Here is an 18,622-nt window from a genome sequence, read left to right on the forward strand (position 1 = left end):
GATAGTTGCGATTAGCGCTACGAACGGGGAATGTCATCCCAGCTACCCGGCGCCAGCTGGCGTTTGATCTCCGGGTAGCGCTTCGGATCAAAGACCGGCATGACGCCAAGTTTACGCTGGCGCTGGTAATCACGAGCCAGCACTCTCACCACTGGCGAAAGCAGCAGGATCGCGGTCAGGTTGGTAATGGCCATCAGCGCCATCATCACATCGGCGATATGCCAGATTATCGGCAGGCTGAAAAAAGAACCCATCAGCACCATCAGCAACACCGCCATGCGCAGTAACCAGATATTCCTTGCACTATTACGACGCAAGAAGATCAGGTTGTTTTCCGCATAGGTGTAGTTCGCCACAATCGAGGTAAACGCAAACAGCGCCACGATGGCGGCAACGAAACCCGCGCCCCAACTTCCTGTCAGTGACACCATCGCCTGCTGCATCAATTGTGTTCCGCCGATCGCGCCCGTGGCTGGCGCAATTCCCGATAGCAGCAGAATAAGCGCACTGGCGGTACAGACCAGAAAGGTATCTGTCACGACGCCGATCATCTGCACAAAACCCTGGGCGACAGGATGTGGAGGCCATGATGCCGCGGTTGCGGCGGCGTTGGGTGACGATCCCATACCTGCTTCATTCGCGAGCATGCTACGTTGAAAACCACTGGTGATGGCCTGGCTTAGGGTGTAAGCCATGGTTCCGGTTGCCGCTTCCTGCCAGCCAAAAGCGCTTTTAACAATGTTCACAAGAACAGTGGGTAGCAGATTGGCATGCCACAGGCTGACGCCAAAACTGACGACAATCCAGGCCAGCGCCATTACCGGCACCACCCACTGCATCAAGCGTGCAACGTTATTAAGCCCTTTGAGCATGTACAGGAAAGCACAAGCCGCAAGCACGATCCCACTGATAAAACCGGGTACGTTCCACGCATAACGCATGGCCTGTGCCATCGCCGTGGACTGAATAGTGTTAAACACCAGGCCGTAGGTTAGTAGCAAAAAAATGGAAAACAGCACGCCCATCCAGCGCATACCCAGCCCGCGCTCCATATACCAGGCGGGGCCGCCGCGCAGCTGCTGGTTGGCATCACGCTCTTTGTACAATTGCGCCAGCGAGCACTCGGCAAAGCTAATGATCATGCCAATGATGGCGGAAATCCACATCCAGAAAATCGCCCCAGGGCCGCCGGTGGTCAGGGCAAACGCCACGCCCGCCAGGTTGCCACTGCCGAGCCGGGTCGCAAGGCTCAGGCATAACGCCTGATACGAGGAGAGCGCGCCAGGTTGTGCCACACGGCTACTTTTCAGACTTTGGCCAAAATCACGAATGAAACGGAAGGGGACAAACCGGCTGCGAAAAGCAAACCAGATACCTGCCGCCGCCAGCAGGTAAACCATCAATGAGCCCCAGAGTATTTCACTGATGAATGAGAAAAATTCAGGCATTAACATTCCTCTTGTTGATGCCGGGGTTGGCCTGGGGGGTGGGTGTCGGAGTGTACGCATCACTTCGCAGGCAATTAATTAAGTGAGTTTACCATACAATTTTCAGAGCATTGTCTGCGGTTGCGCTGGCAAGGCGTCGTGTTATCATCAGGGCAGACCGGTTACATCCCCCTAACAAGTATACTCGTCATACTTCTCGTTCAGGTGCGCTGGCTGCGTTAATGCGCCAGGCGCAGCAACGCGTCGTCGGTCTTAGCGTGGAGTATTAGGGTATCGTTTAAAGAGAAATATTATCATGACGGATAAATTGACCTCCCTGCGTCAGTACACCACAGTCGTGGCTGATACCGGAGATATCGCGGCAATGAAGCTGTACCAGCCGCAGGATGCAACAACCAACCCTTCTCTGATTCTTGGGGCTGCCCAAATCCCGGAATACCGCAAACTGATTGATGACGCCGTGACCTGGGCGCGCAGCCAGAGCAGCGACCGTGCGCAGCAGGTTGTCGATGCAACAGACCGACTGGCAGTGAACATTGGTCTGGAAATTCTCAAACTGATCCCAGGCCGTATCTCTACCGAAGTGGATGCTCGTCTCTCTTACGACACCAACGCGTCCATCGCGAAAGCAAAACGCCTGATCAAAATGTACAACGATGCGGGCATCAGCAACGATCGTATCCTGATTAAACTGGCGTCTACATGGCAGGGTATCCGTGCGGCTGAACAGCTGGAAAAAGAGGGCATCAACTGTAACCTGACGCTGCTGTTCTCTTTTGCACAAGCGCGGGCATGTGCCGAAGCGGGCGTGTTCCTAATCTCTCCGTTCGTTGGCCGTATTCTCGATTGGTACAAAGCCAATACCGACAAGAAAGAGTACGCACCGGCAGAAGATCCGGGTGTGGTTTCCGTCACGGAAATCTATCAGTACTACAAACAGCACGGCTATGAAACCGTGGTGATGGGCGCAAGCTTCCGCAATACTGGCGAAATCATTGAGCTGGCGGGCTGTGACCGTCTGACCATCGCTCCGCCGCTGCTGAAAGATCTGTCTGAAAGCGCGGGCGCTATTGAGCGTAAACTCGCTTACACCGGCGAAGTGAAAGCGCGTCCTGAGCGCATCACCGAAGCGGAATTCCTGTGGCAGCACAACCAGGATCCGATGGCGGTAGATAAACTGGCGGACGGTATTCGTAAGTTTGCCGTTGATCAGGAAAAACTGGAAAAAATGATCGGCGATCTGCTGTAATCATCAGGCGTGGCCGGGTTCCCGGTCACGCTTCTTCTCTCTACTCTGTTTGCCTTTCTCCTCAGCGTGTATCATTTCGTTAAATTGTTTTTTTGCACGGAATGAATATGGACACACTACGCATTGGTTTAGTTTCGGTTTCCGATCGCGCCTCCAGTGGCGTTTATCAGGACAAAGGTTTACCTGCACTGGAAGCGTGGTTGGCGAGCGCTCTGACGACGCCTTTTCATATTGAAACTCGCCTGATCCCGGATGAGCAAAGCGTTATTGAGCAAACCCTGTGCGAGCTGGTCGATGAGATGAGTTGCCATCTGGTGCTCACTACCGGTGGAACCGGACCTGCTCGCCGCGATGTGACGCCGGATGCAACACTGGCGGTAGCCGACCGCGAGATGCCAGGGTTTGGCGAGCAGATGCGGCAAATCAGCCTCAATTTTGTGCCAACCGCCATACTTTCCCGACAGGTCGGTGTGATCCGCAAACAGGCGCTGATCCTCAATTTGCCTGGCCAGCCGAAATCGATAAAAGAAACGCTGGAAGGGCTTAAAGACCAGGATGGCACCGTGAAAGTGCCGGGTATTTTTGCCAGTGTACCGTATTGTGTACAGTTATTAGATGGGCCATATGTCGAAACTGATCCGCAAGTAGTAGCATCTTTCCGGCCTAAAAGCGCAAGGCGCGAAACATTATCCTAAAAATGACGCTTTTCTAAGATAAGCAATGCCGTCTCTGGAGTGTTGATTTATTTACGGTATAGTAATTTTTAATTTACATTATTTGTAATAATTAAATTAACACTCCCTCTTTACAAACGGTCCGCTATGTCAACTTACACACGCCCTCTGAACAGACAGGATTATAAAACGCTGACGCTGGCCGCGCTGGGTGGCGCGCTGGAGTTTTACGATTTCATCATTTTTGTCTTCTTTGCCGCTGTTGTCGGCGAGCTCTTCTTCCCTCCCGACATTCCGGAATGGCTTCGCCAGGTGCAAACCTTTGGCATTTTTGCCGCCGGTTACCTGGCTCGCCCGCTTGGCGGTATTGTAATGGCACATTTCGGCGATTTGGTTGGGCGCAAAAAGATGTTTACGCTCAGCATCCTGCTAATGGCGCTGCCCACGTTGGCGATTGGTTTGCTGCCGACCTATGTCTCGATGGGAATTGTTGCGCCGTTACTGTTGTTGTTAATGCGCGTGCTGCAAGGCGCGGCGATTGGTGGCGAAGTGCCTGGCGCCTGGGTTTTTGTCGCAGAACATGTTCCGGCTCGCCGGATTGGCATCGCCTGCGGGACGTTGACCGCGGGGCTGACGGTGGGCATTTTGCTCGGCTCCGTAGTCGCTACGCTGGTGAATACCAGCATGACGCAGCAGGCTGTTCATGATGGCGGCTGGCGTATTCCATTCCTGCTTGGCGGGGCGTTTGGTCTGGTGGCAATGTACTTGCGCCGCTGGTTGCAGGAGACGCCGATTTTCCTTGAGATGCAGCAGCGAAAGGCATTAGCGCAGGAGTTGCCGGTCAAATCCGTGGTGCTAAACCATAAAAAAGCAGTGGTAGTTTCCATGCTGCTGACCTGGTTGTTGTCCGCCGGGATTGTGGTGGTGATCCTGATGTCGCCAGTTTGGCTGCAAAAACAGTATGGTTTCGCGCCAGCGCTGACGCTCCAGGCGAACAGTATCGCCACTGTGATGCTCTGTTTTGGTTGCCTTGCTGCCGGGCTGCTGGTGGATAAATTTGGTGCCAGCCGTACTTTTATCGTTGGCAGCATTCTGCTGGCCTGTTCCAGCTGGTTTTTCTATCACCTGGTCGGTAGCCATCCTGAGCAGTTGTTTCTTTTGTATGGCGTGGTGGGGTTGTGCGTTGGCGTGGTGGGTGCGGTGCCCTATGTCATGGTGCGTGCCTTCCCGGCAGAAGTGCGTTTCACCGGTATTTCATTCTCTTATAATGTTTCGTACGCCATTTTCGGCGGGCTGACGCCGATTGCCGTCACCATGCTGATGGGTGTCTCGCCGATGGCTCCCGCATGGTACGTGCTGGCGCTGTCGCTGCTTGGCCTTGGATTGGGGATTTTGCTGCGCCAGGATCTTCATCACCAGGATAAAGTGGCTGAAGGCGCGGTACAGCAATCATAAAAAAACGGAGCCAAATGGCTCCGTTTTGTTTTATCCGTTTGCGGAAGGATTAATGCTTCTCGCCAATTGGCAGTACGGTGCGCTCGAACTGTTCATTCAGCACTTCGCCCATCGCCAGATAGATAGCGCTTGCGCCACATACCAGACCTACCCAGCCTGCAACGTGGACAATGCCTTCGTTATCGGCCAGGTGGCCGATCGCCAGCAGTGCGAACAGCACCGTCAGGCTCAGGAAGACGAATTGCAACGCGCGTGCGCCTTTCAGCGTACCGAAGAACATAAACAGTGTGAATACGCCCCAGATGCCTAAATAAACGCCCAGGAAGTGGCCGTTTGTTGCTTCTGCCAGCCCCATTTTCGGGAACAGAAGAATAGCCACCAGCGTCAACCAGAAAGAGCCATAGGAGGTGAACGCAGTCAAGCCGAAGGTATTGCCTTTTTTATACTCAAGCAGACCAGCAAAAATTTGTGCGATACCACCATAGAAAATGCCCATCGCCAGGATAATGACATCCATCGGGAATAAACCAATATTGTGCAGGTTAAGCAGAATAGTGGTCATGCCGAAGCCCATTAAGCCCAGCGGAGCCGGATTAGCCAACTTAGTGTTGCCCATAATTCCTCAAAATAAATCAATATGAAAAGGGAAAATGAAAGCCCCGCGTCAGTATTGAGGAGGCGGGGCGCGGCATCATAAATAGCGCCATTGAACCTGTCTATGATCTGAACAGGTGTAAATTAAAAAATTTTTTACCGCTCCCCCTTGATGCGCGAGCTTGCGACCCCATCTTGTAGTCAACCGCAGTGTGTGAGTCTGAAAAAAAACAATACAGGGTAGTTGAAACCGCACGTTTCGCCCTTATTACAGGTTCACAACCACATGATGACGAATTTTTAGTGGAGACGTTTAGATGGGTAAAATTATTGGTATCGACCTTGGGACAACCAACTCTTGTGTAGCCATTATGGATGGTGCTCAGGCTCGTGTGCTGGAGAACGCCGAAGGCGATCGCACCACGCCTTCTATTATCGCTTATACACAGGATGGCGAAACTCTGGTAGGTCAGCCGGCTAAACGTCAGGCAGTGACGAACCCGCAAAACACCTTGTTTGCGATCAAACGCCTGATTGGCCGTCGCTTCCAGGACGAGGAAGTCCAGCGTGACGAATCTATCATGCCGTACAAAATCATCGCAGCCGACAACGGTGATGCGTGGATTGATGTAAAAGGCACCAAAATGGCACCGCCGCAGATCTCTGCTGAAGTGCTGAAAAAAATGAAGAAAACCGCTGAAGATTACCTGGGTGAACCGGTAACTGAAGCTGTTATCACCGTTCCGGCTTACTTTAACGATGCGCAGCGTCAGGCAACCAAAGATGCTGGTCGTATCGCAGGTCTGGAAGTAAAACGTATTATCAACGAACCGACAGCGGCAGCGCTGGCTTACGGTCTGGATAAAGAAACCGGCAACCGTACTATCGCGGTATATGACCTGGGTGGCGGTACTTTCGATATCTCTATTATCGAAATCGATGAAGTTGATGGCGAAAAAACCTTCGAAGTTCTGGCAACCAACGGTGATACTCACTTGGGTGGTGAAGACTTCGACAGCCGTTTGATCAACTACCTGGTAGAAGAGTTCAAGAAAGATCAGGGCATCGATCTGCGTAACGATCCACTGGCGATGCAGCGTCTGAAAGAAGCGGCAGAAAAAGCGAAAATTGAGCTTTCTTCCGCGCAGCAGACCGACGTGAACCTGCCGTACATCACTGCAGATGCGACCGGTCCGAAACACATGAACATCAAAGTGACTCGCGCGAAACTGGAAAGCCTGGTTGAAGACCTGGTTAACCGTTCCATCGAGCCGCTGAAAGTTGCGTTGCAGGATGCGGGCCTGTCCGTATCTGACATCAACGACGTGATCCTGGTTGGTGGCCAGACGCGTATGCCGATGGTGCAGAAAAAAGTGGCAGAGTTCTTCGGTAAAGAGCCGCGTAAAGACGTTAACCCGGACGAAGCCGTTGCTATCGGTGCTGCGGTGCAGGGCGGTGTTCTGACGGGTGAAGTGAAAGACGTTCTGCTGCTGGACGTTACCCCGCTGTCGCTGGGTATCGAAACCATGGGCGGCGTGATGACTGCGCTGATCAACAAAAACACCACTATCCCGACCAAGCACAGCCAGGTGTTCTCTACTGCGGAAGACAACCAGTCTGCGGTAACCATCCATGTGCTGCAGGGTGAGCGTAAACGCGCGTCTGATAACAAATCGCTGGGTCAGTTCAATCTTGATGGCATCAACCCGTCTCCGCGCGGTATGCCGCAGATTGAAGTCACGTTCGACATCGACGCAGATGGTATTTTGCATGTGTCTGCAAAAGACAAAAATACCAACCGCGAGCAGAAGATTACCATCAAGGCTTCTTCTGGTCTGAACGAAGACGAAATCCAGAAAATGGTACGCGATGCTGAAGCAAACGCTGAAGCTGACCGTAAATTTGAAGAGCTGGTGCAGACCCGTAACCAGGGCGACCATCTGCTGCACAGCACCCGTAAGCAGGTTGAAGAAGCCGGCGACAAACTGCCAGCTGAAGATAAAACTGCTATCGACGCTGCGCTGAGCGAGCTGGAAACTGCGCTGAAAGGCGAAGATAAAGCAGATATCGAAGCGAAAATGCAGGCACTGGCGCAGGCTTCCCAGAAACTGCTGGAAATCGCACAGCAACAGCATGCGCAGCAGCAGGCGAGTGCTGATGCTTCTGCGAATAACGCGAAAGATGACGATGTTGTTGACGCCGAGTTTGAAGAAGTAAAAGACAAAAAATAATCGCCCTGATGCAGGGTAGATAACCAGCACGGGCGTCGGGGTTTTCTCCACGCCCGTGCTCGTATGTTAAGGGGCAGATAAACCGATGGCGAAGCAAGACTATTACGAGATTTTAGGCGTTCCGAAAACAGCGGAAGAGCGTGAAATCAAAAAGGCGTATAAACGCCTGGCCATGAAATATCACCCGGACCGCAACCAGGGCGATAAAGAGGCCGAAGCCAAATTTAAAGAGATTAAAGAAGCCTACGAAGTCCTGACCGACGCCCAAAAACGTGCGGCTTACGATCAATATGGCCATGCGGCGTTTGAACAAGGCGGCATGGGCGGTGGTGGGTTCGGCGGCGGCGGTTTTGGCGGCGGTGCGGACTTCAGCGATATTTTCGGCGACGTGTTTGGCGATATCTTCGGTGGTGGCCGTGGTCGTCAGCGCGCGGCGCGCGGCGCGGATTTGCGCTACAACATGGATTTGACGCTGGAAGAAGCGGTTCGCGGCGTCACGAAAGAGATCCGTATTCCTACGCTTGAAGAGTGCGACGTGTGCCACGGCAGCGGCGCGAAAGCGGGTACGCAGCCGCAGACCTGTCCGACCTGTCACGGTTCAGGCCAGGTGCAGATGCGCCAGGGCTTTTTTGCCGTGCAGCAGACCTGTCCGCACTGTCAGGGCCGGGGTACGCTGATTAAAGATCCGTGCAACAAATGTCACGGTCATGGCCGCGTCGAAAAATCCAAAACCCTGTCTGTTAAAATCCCAGCGGGCGTGGATACCGGCGATCGTATCCGTTTGAGCGGTGAAGGTGAAGCGGGTGAGCACGGTGCACCGGCAGGCGATCTGTATGTTCAGGTGCAGGTGAAACAGCACCCGATCTTTGAACGTGAAGGCAACAACCTGTACTGCGAAGTGCCGATCAACTTTGCCATGGCGGCGCTGGGCGGTGAAATCGAAGTACCGACGCTGGACGGGCGCGTGAAGCTGAAAGTGCCGAACGAAACTCAGACAGGTAAACTGTTCCGTATGCGCGGCAAAGGTGTGAAATCCGTGCGCGGCGGTGCGCAAGGTGACTTGCTGTGTCGCGTGGTGGTCGAAACTCCGGTCGGACTGAACGACAAGCAGAAACAGTTGCTGAAAGATCTGCAGGATAGTTTTGGCGGCCCGACAGGTGAACATAACAGCCCGCGTTCCAAAAGCTTCTTCGATGGCGTGAAGAAATTCTTTGACGATTTAACCCGCTAATCCTTCTTCTTAGCACGTTATCAGGCCCGGCTTCTGCCGGGCTTTTTTTATCAGCTTTTCAATTGCTCGGAAAAAGAGAGTTTATACGCAATAATAATCTGATTTTGTCGAGGATTAGAGCGGAGTAAGATAGCCGCCACGACGTTACAGGGATCGGAGAACAAGATGAAATTATTGCAACGCTTCTTTAGCAGCGATGCCTCGGGCGGCATTGTGCTGATCATTGCGGCGGCACTGGCGATGCTATGCGCCAACCTCGGTGCTACTCAGGATTTATATAGCTCTTTTCTGCAAACGCCCGTTGAGCTGAAAGTCGGCTCGCTGGAGATCAAAAAAGATATGCTGCTGTGGATCAACGATGCATTGATGGCAATCTTTTTCCTGATGGTCGGTCTGGAAGTGAAATATGAACTGGTTCAGGGCACGCTCGCCAGCCGTCAGCAGGCTGTGTTCCCGGTTATCGCAGCGCTTGGCGGCATGGTGGCACCGGCGCTGATCTTCCTGCTGTTTAATTACCACAATCCGCTGGCAAGCCATGGTTGGGCCATTCCCACAGCTACCGATATCGCTTTCGCTCTCGGAGTGCTGGCGCTGTTGGGCAACCGCGTTCCGCCCGTGTTAAAAGTGTTTTTGATGGCGCTGGCGATCATTGATGACCTTGGCGCGATTATCATCATCGCACTGTTCTATACCAGCGACCTTTCCACCCTGGCGTTGGGTGTCGCGGCTGCCTCCATTGTGGTGCTGGCATTGATGAATGCCCTCAATGTCCGCCGTATTGGTCTTTATATGTTGGTCGGCGTTGTCTTGTGGACAGCGGTACTGAAATCCGGTGTACATGCGACGCTTGCAGGTGTCGTTGTCGGTTTCTTTGTTCCACTGCGTGAAGAAAAGGGCGTCTCGCCGCTCCATCAACTGGTAGATGCTATTAACCCGTGGGTTGGCTGGCTGATCCTGCCGTTGTTCGCGTTTGCTAATGCGGGCGTCTCATTACATGGAATGTCCCTGTCCGGGCTGGGAGATGTGCTGCCATTGGGTATTATCGCAGGTCTTGTTATTGGCAAGCCGCTGGGGATCTCGCTGTTTTGTTGGCTGGCATTGCGCTTAAAACTGGCGAGGTTGCCACAAGGTGCGGTGTTCAAACAAATTATGGCCGTCGGCGTGCTGTGTGGTATTGGCTTTACCATGTCGATATTTATCTCCTCATTGGCCTTTGGTGACGCGCATGCGGAGATGGTTGCCTGGAGTAAGCTTGGGATCCTGACGGGCTCTATTATCTCGGCGGTAACAGGTTACTGCCTGCTGCGTACGCGTATTATCCGTGCCTGACGGTGAGTAGGACAAAGGACGATGTCGTATATAAATTACAATCATCTCTATTACTTCTGGCATGTCTATCGGGAAGGCTCCGTCGTTGGCGCGGCGGAGGCGCTCTTTCTGACGCCACAAACCATCACCGGGCAGATCAAAGCGCTCGAAGATCGCTTACAGGGCAAGCTTTTCAAACGTAGAGGAAGAGGGCTGGAACCCACCGAACTGGGAGCGCTGGTTTTCCGTTATGCTGACAAGATGTTCACTCTCAGCCAGGAGATGCTCGACATCATCAACTATCGCAAAGAGTCAAACTTGCTGTTTGATGTTGGCGTCGCTGATGCGCTCTCGAAAAGGCTGGTAAGCGGTATTCTTGATGCTGTTGTGCAGGAAGGGGAACCGATTCATTTACGTTGCTTTGAATCCACGCACGAACTGCTGCTGGAACAGTTGAGCCAGCATCAACTTGATATGATTATCTCCGATTGCCCTATCGACTCCACGCAACAGGAAGGGCTGTTTTCGGTAAAAATTGGCGAATGTAGCGTCAGTTTCTGGTGCGGCGACTTATCCTTCAAAAAAACTTTTCCGGCTTGCCTGGAAGAACGACGCCTGTTAATACCTGGCCGCCGTTCGATGCTCGGACGCAAGTTGCTGAACTGGTTTAACGCGCAGGGATTGCAGGTGGAAATATTGGGCGAGTTTGATGATGCGGCGCTAATGAAAGCCTTTGGTGCGGCGCATAATGCCATTTTCGTTGCACCGACATTATATGCCGATGATTTCTACGCTGACGATCGCATGGTAGAAATCGGCCGGGTGGAAAACGTGATGGAAGAGTATCACGCCATTTTTGCAGAACGGATGATCCAGCACCCTGCTGTACAGCGTATCTGCAATCGGGATTACGCCACGCTTTTCACGCCAGCGCAGAAATAAAAAAACCCGCCGAAGCGGGTTTTTTCACAAAGCCAACAAAGTAGCGATTAAGCCAGTTTGTTGATCTGCGCGGTCAGGTTAGCCTTATGGCGCGCTGCTTTGTTTTTGTGGATCAGACCTTTAGCGGCCTGGCGATCCACGATCGGTTGCATTTCATTAAATGCATTCTGCGCAGCGGCTTTGTCGCCAGCTTCAATTGCTGCGTATACTTTCTTGATGAAAGTACGCATCATTGAGCGGCGGCTAGCGTTGTGCTTGCGAGCCTTTTCAGACTGAACGGCGCGCTTCTTAGCTGATTTGATATTAGCCAAGGTCCAACTCCCAAATATGATCTATATGGACAATTCAAAGGCCGGGGAATATGCCCTTTTCGCCTTCTTTTGTCAATGGATTTGTGCAAATAAGCGCCGTTAAGATACAACGCTCGTTACGTATTGATGGCGCAGGATTCTAACAGCTTGCGTGTCGCGAATACAGCTTTTCCGCCAGAAAAATCGTTATCGAAGGCAGATTTTCATGGCATAGGTAGACAGCCCAATGAAATCCTTCCCCTTTCTGCGTTGTTAAGGCAATCGTCGGTTAACGTCGCCCGCTGTACAAGGTATAATCCGACGATTTTCACTGTTTTGAGCCAGACATGAAGCTGATACGCGGCATACATAATCTCAGCCAGGCACCGCATGGGTGTGTGCTGACTATTGGTAATTTCGATGGTGTGCATCGAGGCCATCAGGCGCTATTACAAGGGCTTGGTGCCGAAGGGCGTGCTCGTGGCCTGCCGGTGGTCGTGATGATTTTTGAGCCGCAGCCGCTGGAATTGTTCGCTGGGGAAAAAGCCCCTGCGCGGCTGACCCGCCTGCGTGAAAAGCTGCGCTTGCTGGCCGATTGTGGCGTGGACTACGTGCTCTGCGTACGTTTCGATCGCCGTTTTGCGGCGCTCACCGCACAAACGTTTGTCAGCGATTTGCTGGTTGAACGCCTTGGTGTGAAATTCCTCGCAGTCGGTGACGATTTCCGTTTTGGCGCTGGTCGCCAGGGGGATTTCTTGTTATTACAGAAGGCCGGTGAAAAGTACGGTTTCAGCGTCACCAGCACACAAACCTTCTGTCAAGGTGGCGTGCGCGTGAGTAGCACGGCCGTGCGACAGGCGCTGGCGGAAGATAATCTGGAACTGGCTGCCAATTTACTGGGCCACCCATTTACGATTTCCGGGCGCGTTGTGCACGGCGATGAACTGGGGCGCACCATTGGTTTCCCGACGGCGAACTTACCGCTGCGCCGTCAGGTATCCCCGGTCAAAGGGGTGTATGCGGTCGAAGTGGCTGGACTGGGCGATGCTGTCCTTCCCGGCGTTGCCAATATTGGCACTCGCCCAACAGTCGCCGGTGTGCGCCAGCAGTTGGAGGTGCATTTGCTGGACGTTGTAATGGACCTCTACGGGCGCCATATAGATGTTGTACTGCGTAAAAAATTACGCAACGAGCAGCGATTTGCCTCGCTTGACGAGCTGAAAGCGCAAATCGCCCGAGATGAGGTAGCGGCCCGCGACTTTTTTGGGCTATCTAAACCGGCTTCTTAAGGCCTGGTGGTATTAATCAAACCGAAATACGGAACCGAGAATCTGATGAGTGACTATAAATCTACCCTGAATTTGCCGGAAACAGGGTTCCCGATGCGCGGCGATCTCGCTAAGCGCGAACCGGGGATGCTGGCGCGTTGGACTGATGATGATCTGTACGGCATCATCCGTGCGGCGAAAAAAGGCAAAAAAACCTTCATTCTGCATGATGGCCCTCCATATGCGAATGGCAGCATTCATATTGGTCACTCGGTTAACAAAATTCTCAAAGACATTATTGTGAAGTCCAAAGGGCTCGCAGGTTTTGACTCGCCTTATGTTCCGGGTTGGGATTGCCACGGTCTGCCGATTGAACTGAAAGTGGAGCAGGAATACGGCAAACCGGGGGAGAAGTTTACCGCCGCCGAATTCCGCGCCAAATGCCGCGAATACGCCGCCACGCAGGTTGATGGTCAGCGTAAAGACTTTATCCGCCTCGGCGTATTGGGCGACTGGTCGCACCCTTACCTGACCATGGATTTCAAAACCGAAGCCAATATCATTCGTGCGCTCGGTAAAATCATCGGCAATGGTCACCTGCTGAAAGGCGCCAAACCGGTGCACTGGTGCGTTGACTGCCGTTCCGCGCTGGCAGAAGCAGAGGTGGAGTACTACGACAAAACCTCTCCGTCTATTGATGTTGCGTTCCACGCTGTCGATGAAGATGCAGTGAAAGCGAAATTTGGTACCTCTACCGTTAATGGCCCAATCTCGCTGGTTATCTGGACCACCACACCTTGGACGCTGCCTGCGAACCGCGCAATTTCTCTCTCTCCGGAGTTTGACTATGCGCTGGTGCAGATTGACGGTCAGGCGCTGATCCTGGCGAAAGATCTGGTCGATAGCGTGATGAAACGCATCGGCGTTACTGATTACACGGTGCTGGGCACGGTAAAAGGTTCCGAGCTGGAACTGACGCGCTTTAAGCATCCGTTCCTCGACTTCGACGTTCCGGCGATCCTCGGCGATCACGTCACACTGGAAGCCGGTACTGGCGCGGTGCATACCGCAGGTGGTCACGGGCCGGATGACTACACCATTAGCCTGAAATACGGTTTGGAAATCGCCAACCCGGTTGGCCCGGATGGCACCTATCTGCCGGGGACTTATCCGACGCTGGATGGCGTTAACGTCTTTAAAGCGAACGACCTCATCGTAACGTTGCTGACAGACAAAGGTGCGTTGCTGCACGTTGAAAAAATGCAGCACAGCTACCCGTGCTGCTGGCGTCATAAGTCGCCGATCATCTTCCGTGCGACGCCGCAGTGGTTCGTTAGCATGGATCAGAAAGGTTTGCGCGCGCAGTCGCTGAGTGAGATCAAAGGCGTGCAGTGGATCCCGGACTGGGGCCAGGCGCGTATCGAATCGATGGTTGCTAACCGCCCGGACTGGTGTATTTCCCGTCAGCGTACCTGGGGTGTGCCGATGTCGCTGTTCGTGCATAAAGACACCGAAGAGCTGCACCCGCGCACACTGGAGCTGATTGAAGCCGTTGCCAAACGCGTTGAAGTCGATGGCATTCAGGCATGGTGGGATCTCGACCCGCGCGACATCATGGGCGACGATGCCGACAACTATGTCAAAGTGCCGGATACGCTGGACGTCTGGTTTGACTCAGGTTCAACCCATGCCTCTGTTGTCGACGTGCGCCCGGAATTTGCTGGTCATGCGGCAGATATGTATCTGGAAGGTTCGGATCAGCATCGCGGCTGGTTTATGTCCTCGCTGATGATCTCCACGGCGATGAAAGGCAAGGCGCCGTACCGCCAGGTGTTAACTCACGGCTTCACCGTTGATGGCCAAGGACGCAAAATGTCCAAATCCATCGGCAATACCGTTTCACCGCAGGAAGTGATGAACAAACTCGGCGCGGATATTCTGCGTCTTTGGGTAGCATCGACTGACTACACCGGTGAGATGGCGGTTTCCGACGAGATCCTCAAACGCGCTGCCGACAGCTATCGCCGTATCCGTAACACCGCGCGCTTCCTGCTGGCGAACCTGAACGGTTTCGATCCGGTAAAAGATATGGTGAAACCGGAAGAGATGGTGGTGCTGGATCGCTGGGCTGTCGGCTGCGCGAAAGCGGCACAGGACGATATCCTGAAAGCCTATGAATCCTATGACTTCCACGAAGTGGTGCAGCGCCTGATGCGTTTCTGCTCCATCGAAATGGGCTCGTTCTATCTCGACATCATCAAAGACCGCCAGTACACCGCGAAAGCGGACAGCGTGGCGCGCCGTAGCTGTCAGACCGCGCTGTATCACATCTGTGAAGCACTGGTGCGCTGGATGGCACCGATCATGTCTTTCACCGCTGATGAAATCTGGGGTTATCTGCCAGGTCCCCGCGAGAAATATGTGTTCACCGGTGAGTGGTATGAAGGTCTGTTTGGCCTGGCAGACAGCGAAGCGATGAACGATGCCTTCTGGGACGAGCTGCTGAAAGTGCGTGGTGAAGTGAACAAGGTTATCGAGCAGGCGCGCGCCGACAAGAAAGTCGGTGGTTCGCTGGAAGCTGCGGTGACGCTGTTTGCCGAGCCGGAACTGGCAGCGAAGCTGACAGCGCTGGGCACGGAATTGCGATTTGTCCTGTTGACCTCCGGCGCGGAAGTTGCGGATTATGCCAGCGCTTCTGCGGATGCACAGCAGAGCGAGCTGCTCAAAGGTCTGAAAGTCGCATTGAGCAAAGCCGAAGGTGAGAAATGCCCGCGCTGCTGGCATTACACCACCGATGTCGGTCAGGTGGCGGAACACGCAGATATTTGCGGACGCTGTGTAAGCAACGTCGCCGGTGACGGCGAAAAACGTAAGTTTGCCTGATGAGTAAATCGATTTCTTCAACAGGGCTGCGCTGGCTGTGGCTGGTAGTCGTCGTGCTGATTATCGATCTGGGCAGCAAATACCTGATCCTCCAGAATTTTGCTCTGGGGGATACGGTGTCGCTGTTCCCGTCGCTTAATTTGCACTACGCGCGCAACTATGGCGCGGCATTCAGTTTTCTGGCGGACAGCGGCGGCTGGCAGCGCTGGTTCTTCGCAGGTATCGCTATTGGTATCTGCGTGGTGCTGGCGGTGCTGATGTATCGCGCTAAGGCCTCGCAAAAACTGAACAATATCGCCTATGCGCTGATCATCGGCGGCGCGCTGGGTAATCTTTTTGATCGCCTGTGGCATGGCTTTGTCGTCGATATGATCGATTTTTATATGGGCGACTGGCATTTTGCTACCTTTAACCTTGCCGATACTGCAATTTGTATTGGCGCGGCGCTGATCGTGCTGGAAGGTTTCCTGCCCTCAACGGCCGCGAAGAAGCAAGCATAAGCAAACCGCTTTGTAGGCCCGGTAAGCTAATGACTGCCGGGCAATACAACACGAAAACATAAAGAGCAACCTGCATGTCTAAATCCGTACAGAGCGATAGCGCGGTGCTGGTGCACTTCACGCTTAAGCTCGAAGATGGCTCTCTTGCCGAGTCAACCCGCAATAATGGCAAACCGGCGCTGTTTCGTCTTGGCGACGGTTCACTCTCCGAAGGACTGGAACAACATCTGCTTGGCTTGAAAGCCGGGGAAAAAAAAGTCTTTTCTCTGGAGCCAGACGCCGCATTTGGCACGCCGAGCCCGGATCTGATTCAGTACTTCTCGCGTCGCGAATTTATGGATGCCGGGGAGCCGGAAGTCGGTGCGATTATGCTCTTTACCGCAATGGACGGCAGCGAAATGCCGGGCGTGATCCGTGAAGTCAACGGTGATTCGATTACCGTCGATTTTAACCATCCGCTGGCGGGCAGAACCGTTCATTTTGATATCGACGTGCTGGAAGTTGATCCGGCACTGGGGGAAACAAATGCAGATCCTGTTGGCTAACCCGCGCGGTTTTTGCGCCGGCGTTGACCGCGCTATCAGCATTGTTGAAAACGCGCTGGCTCTCTACGGCGCACCGATTTATGTGCGCCATGAAGTAGTGCACAACCGCTATGTTGTCGATAGCCTGCGTGAACGTGGCGCAATCTTTATTGAGCAAATCAGCGAAGTGCCGGATGGCGCGATCCTGATTTTCTCCGCTCATGGCGTCTCTCAGGCGGTGCGTAACGAAGCGAAAAGCCGCGATTTGACCGTCTTTGACGCCACGTGCCCGCTGGTGACCAAAGTGCATATGGAAGTGGCGCGCGCCAGTCGCCGCGGTGAAGAAGCTATTCTGATTGGCCACGCCGGACACCCGGAAGTGGAAGGCACTATGGGCCAGTACAGCAACCCGAAAGGGGGTATGTACCTGGTCGAATCGCCGGAAGATGTTGGCACACTGGATATCAAAGACGCGGGTAAACTGTCGTTTATGACGCAAACCACGCTCTCCGTGGACGATACGTCAGATGTGATTGACGCGCTGCGTGCGCGTTTCCCACAGATTGTCGGCCCGCGCAAAGACGATATTTGCTACGCCACCACCAACCGGCAGGAAGCCGTACGTGCGCTGGCGGAGCGGGCGGAAGTGGTGCTGGTGGTTGGTTCGAAAAACTCCTCTAACTCTAACCGCCTGGCTGAACTGGCGCAGCGGATGGGCAAGGCGGCGTATCTCATCGATGATGCTTCTGATATTCAGGAGGCGTGGGTGAAAGGCATTAACTGCGTGGGCGTCACCGCCGGGGCTTCCGCGCCGGATATCCTGGTGCAAAATGTTATTGTCCGCTTGCAGGAATTGGGCGGCGGCGAAGCGATTCCGCTGGAAGGGCGCGAAGAGAATATTGTCTTCGAAGTGCCAAAAGAGCTGCGGGTGGATGTTCGCGAAGTCGAATAACGTTTTACGCGAAGCTTTATGCGAAGATGCCAGACTGAGTCTGGCATTTTTTATGGATAATTTTTGTGGAGGCGTTATGCGTTTACCCATGATTCTCGACACCGATCCCGGTATCGATGATGCCGTTGCCCTTGCCGCTGCGCTGTTCGCGCCGCAGTGCGATCTCAAACTTGTCACCACTGTTGCCGGTAATGTTTCGCTGGAAAAAACCACCCGTAATGCCCTGCAACTGCTGAATTTCTGGCAGGCGGATATTCCGCTGGCGCAGGGCGCCGCAACCCCTCTGTTGCGCCCGTTGTACAGCGCCGCCGAGGTACATGGCGAATCCGGCATGGATGGCTACGATTTTATTGCGCATCAGCGCCAGCCGTTGGCTATCCCGGCTTTTCAGGCCATCCGCGATGCGCTGCTGGCCTCGCCGGAACCGGTAACGCTGGTCACCATCGGCCCGTTAACCAACATTGCGCTGCTGCTAACGCATTACCCGGAGTGCCAGTTCAACATTCGCCGTCTGGTGATGATGGGCGGCTCCGCCGGACGCGGCAATTTTACGCCCAATGCTGAATTTAATATCGCTATCGATCCCGAGGCCGCCGCGCGCGTGTTCAACAGCGGGCTGGAGATCGTGATGTGCGGTCTGGATGTGACCAACCGTGCGACGTTGACACCGGAATATCTTGCGGCGCTGCCTGCGCTCAATAACACCGGAAAAATGTTGCATGCGTTATTTAGCCACTATCGCAGCGGCAACATGGCGACCGGGCTGCGGATGCACGACCTCTGCGCTATTGCCTGGCTGGCGCGTCCGGAACTGTTTACGCTGAAATCCTGTTTTGTCGCCGTGGAGACTCAGGGGCAATACACCGCCGGGACGACGGTGGTGGACATTGAAGGCAAACTGGGACGGCAACCCAATGCGCAGGTGGCGTTGGAAATCGACGTAGAGGGTTTTCGTCATTGGGTCGCCGAGGTGTTGGTGCTGGCACCTTAATATCATGCCTTTTACTGATATTTCCGGCTGTATATCATTAATTTCTTATTATCGGCGTTTTCGGCTGGTGGCTCCGACACGG

Annotated in this window: 16 protein-coding genes; 13 read left to right on the top strand and 3 right to left on the bottom strand. The window is 53.8% G+C overall.

Translation table 11 applies throughout. The annotated features are described in order from the left end of the window. Positions 1–17: 17 nt before the first annotated feature. Entirely contained in the window at positions 18–1,448 is a 1,431-nt protein-coding gene (locus tag ACFX4O_RS14615; protein ID WP_380209049.1) for an alanine/glycine:cation symporter family protein, read from the bottom strand. Positions 1,449–1,743: 295 nt separating this feature from the next. Between ACFX4O_RS14615 and tal the strand changes: the two genes are divergently transcribed. The 3 genes from tal (at position 1,744) to ACFX4O_RS14630 (ending at position 4,826) form a co-directional block, all read left to right on the top strand. Continuing rightward, entirely contained in the window at positions 1,744–2,697 is a 954-nt protein-coding gene (gene tal, locus ACFX4O_RS14620) for a transaldolase (RefSeq protein ID WP_380209051.1), read from the top strand. Positions 2,698–2,804: 107 nt separating this feature from the next. Beyond that, positions 2,805–3,392: a molybdopterin adenylyltransferase gene (gene mog / locus ACFX4O_RS14625; protein WP_131408180.1), complete on the top strand. Its 588-nt coding sequence runs from the start codon at positions 2,805–2,807 to the stop codon at positions 3,390–3,392. A gap of 126 nt (positions 3,393–3,518) precedes the next feature. Next, positions 3,519–4,826 (top strand): MFS transporter, encoded by a 1,308-nt coding sequence (locus ACFX4O_RS14630; protein ID WP_380209053.1) that lies wholly within the window; start codon positions 3,519–3,521, stop codon positions 4,824–4,826. 49 nt (positions 4,827–4,875) lie between these two features. On the opposite strand, the gene satP is transcribed toward ACFX4O_RS14630, so the two are convergent. After that, positions 4,876–5,442 carry an acetate uptake transporter gene (gene satP, locus ACFX4O_RS14635; protein WP_380209055.1) on the bottom strand — a complete coding sequence of 189 codons (567 nt, stop codon included), beginning with the start codon at positions 5,440–5,442 and terminating at the stop codon, positions 4,876–4,878. A 295-nt stretch (positions 5,443–5,737) separates the two neighbouring features. On the opposite strand from satP, the gene dnaK reads away from it, so the two are divergent. The 4 genes from dnaK to nhaR all read left to right on the top strand — a co-directional run bounded on the left by dnaK (position 5,738) and on the right by nhaR (position 11,132). Continuing rightward, entirely contained in the window at positions 5,738–7,651 is a 1,914-nt protein-coding gene (gene dnaK / locus ACFX4O_RS14640) for a molecular chaperone DnaK (RefSeq protein WP_380209057.1), read from the top strand. An 85-nt stretch (positions 7,652–7,736) separates the two neighbouring features. Then, positions 7,737–8,882, top strand: coding sequence for a molecular chaperone DnaJ (dnaJ, locus tag ACFX4O_RS14645; protein WP_131408174.1), 1,146 nt, complete (start codon positions 7,737–7,739; stop codon positions 8,880–8,882). Between the two features lie 165 nt (positions 8,883–9,047). Next, on the top strand, positions 9,048–10,211 hold the full coding sequence (gene nhaA, locus ACFX4O_RS14650; RefSeq protein WP_131408172.1) for a Na+/H+ antiporter NhaA: 1,164 nt from the start codon (positions 9,048–9,050) through the stop codon (positions 10,209–10,211). Between the two features lie 21 nt (positions 10,212–10,232). Next, positions 10,233–11,132 carry a transcriptional activator NhaR gene (gene nhaR / locus ACFX4O_RS14655; protein WP_131408170.1) on the top strand — a complete coding sequence of 300 codons (900 nt, stop codon included), beginning with the start codon at positions 10,233–10,235 and terminating at the stop codon, positions 11,130–11,132. A gap of 47 nt (positions 11,133–11,179) precedes the next feature. Here nhaR and rpsT read toward each other — a convergent pair whose 3' ends face one another. Next, positions 11,180–11,443, bottom strand: coding sequence for a 30S ribosomal protein S20 (gene rpsT / locus ACFX4O_RS14660; protein WP_003856458.1), 264 nt, complete (start codon positions 11,441–11,443; stop codon positions 11,180–11,182). Between the two features lie 326 nt (positions 11,444–11,769). On the opposite strand from rpsT, the gene ribF reads away from it, so the two are divergent. The 6 genes from ribF (at position 11,770) to rihC (ending at position 18,540) form a co-directional block, all read left to right on the top strand. Continuing rightward, positions 11,770–12,711 carry a bifunctional riboflavin kinase/FAD synthetase gene (gene ribF, locus ACFX4O_RS14665; protein WP_020456497.1) on the top strand — a complete coding sequence of 314 codons (942 nt, stop codon included), beginning with the start codon at positions 11,770–11,772 and terminating at the stop codon, positions 12,709–12,711. A 45-nt stretch (positions 12,712–12,756) separates the two neighbouring features. After that, positions 12,757–15,573 carry an isoleucine--tRNA ligase gene (gene ileS / locus ACFX4O_RS14670; RefSeq protein WP_380209062.1) on the top strand — a complete coding sequence of 939 codons (2,817 nt, stop codon included), beginning with the start codon at positions 12,757–12,759 and terminating at the stop codon, positions 15,571–15,573. Next, the gene (gene lspA / locus ACFX4O_RS14675) at positions 15,573–16,073 is read left to right on the top strand and encodes a signal peptidase II (RefSeq protein WP_086870449.1); all 501 of its coding nucleotides are present in this window, start codon (positions 15,573–15,575) and stop codon (positions 16,071–16,073) included. Before ileS ends, lspA begins: the two co-directional genes overlap by 1 nt. 74 nt (positions 16,074–16,147) lie before the next feature. Continuing rightward, positions 16,148–16,618, top strand: a complete 471-nt coding sequence (gene fkpB / locus ACFX4O_RS14680) for an FKBP-type peptidyl-prolyl cis-trans isomerase (RefSeq protein WP_380209065.1) — start codon at positions 16,148–16,150, stop codon at positions 16,616–16,618. Next, on the top strand, positions 16,599–17,549 hold the full coding sequence (ispH, locus tag ACFX4O_RS14685) for a 4-hydroxy-3-methylbut-2-enyl diphosphate reductase (protein WP_131408164.1): 951 nt from the start codon (positions 16,599–16,601) through the stop codon (positions 17,547–17,549). The genes fkpB and ispH overlap by 20 nt, the downstream gene beginning before the upstream one ends. A 76-nt stretch (positions 17,550–17,625) precedes the next feature. Beyond that, the gene (gene rihC, locus ACFX4O_RS14690) at positions 17,626–18,540 is read left to right on the top strand and encodes a ribonucleoside hydrolase RihC (protein WP_380209067.1); all 915 of its coding nucleotides are present in this window, start codon (positions 17,626–17,628) and stop codon (positions 18,538–18,540) included. Positions 18,541–18,622: the final 82 nt, after the last annotated feature.

Origin of the sequence: Kosakonia sp. YIM B13571, from assembly GCF_042788095.1 — a bacterium.
Taxonomy (GTDB): Bacteria; Pseudomonadota; Gammaproteobacteria; order Enterobacterales; family Enterobacteriaceae; genus Kosakonia; species Kosakonia quasisacchari.

Coding starts and splice junctions, on each gene's coding strand:
- ACFX4O_RS14615 (WP_380209049.1), bottom strand. CDS start 1,448: ATGCCTGAATTTTTCTCATTCATCAGTGAAATACTCTGGGGCTCATTG.
- tal (WP_380209051.1), top strand. CDS start 1,744: ATGACGGATAAATTGACCTCCCTGCGTCAGTACACCACAGTCGTGGCT.
- mog (WP_131408180.1), top strand. CDS start 2,805: ATGGACACACTACGCATTGGTTTAGTTTCGGTTTCCGATCGCGCCTCC.
- ACFX4O_RS14630 (WP_380209053.1), top strand. CDS start 3,519: ATGTCAACTTACACACGCCCTCTGAACAGACAGGATTATAAAACGCTG.
- satP (WP_380209055.1), bottom strand. CDS start 5,442: ATGGGCAACACTAAGTTGGCTAATCCGGCTCCGCTGGGCTTAATGGGC.
- dnaK (WP_380209057.1), top strand. CDS start 5,738: ATGGGTAAAATTATTGGTATCGACCTTGGGACAACCAACTCTTGTGTA.
- dnaJ (WP_131408174.1), top strand. CDS start 7,737: ATGGCGAAGCAAGACTATTACGAGATTTTAGGCGTTCCGAAAACAGCG.
- nhaA (WP_131408172.1), top strand. CDS start 9,048: ATGAAATTATTGCAACGCTTCTTTAGCAGCGATGCCTCGGGCGGCATT.
- nhaR (WP_131408170.1), top strand. CDS start 10,233: ATGTCGTATATAAATTACAATCATCTCTATTACTTCTGGCATGTCTAT.
- ribF (WP_020456497.1), top strand. CDS start 11,770: ATGAAGCTGATACGCGGCATACATAATCTCAGCCAGGCACCGCATGGG.
- ileS (WP_380209062.1), top strand. CDS start 12,757: ATGAGTGACTATAAATCTACCCTGAATTTGCCGGAAACAGGGTTCCCG.
- lspA (WP_086870449.1), top strand. CDS start 15,573: ATGAGTAAATCGATTTCTTCAACAGGGCTGCGCTGGCTGTGGCTGGTA.
- fkpB (WP_380209065.1), top strand. CDS start 16,148: ATGTCTAAATCCGTACAGAGCGATAGCGCGGTGCTGGTGCACTTCACG.
- ispH (WP_131408164.1), top strand. CDS start 16,599: ATGCAGATCCTGTTGGCTAACCCGCGCGGTTTTTGCGCCGGCGTTGAC.
- rihC (WP_380209067.1), top strand. CDS start 17,626: ATGCGTTTACCCATGATTCTCGACACCGATCCCGGTATCGATGATGCC.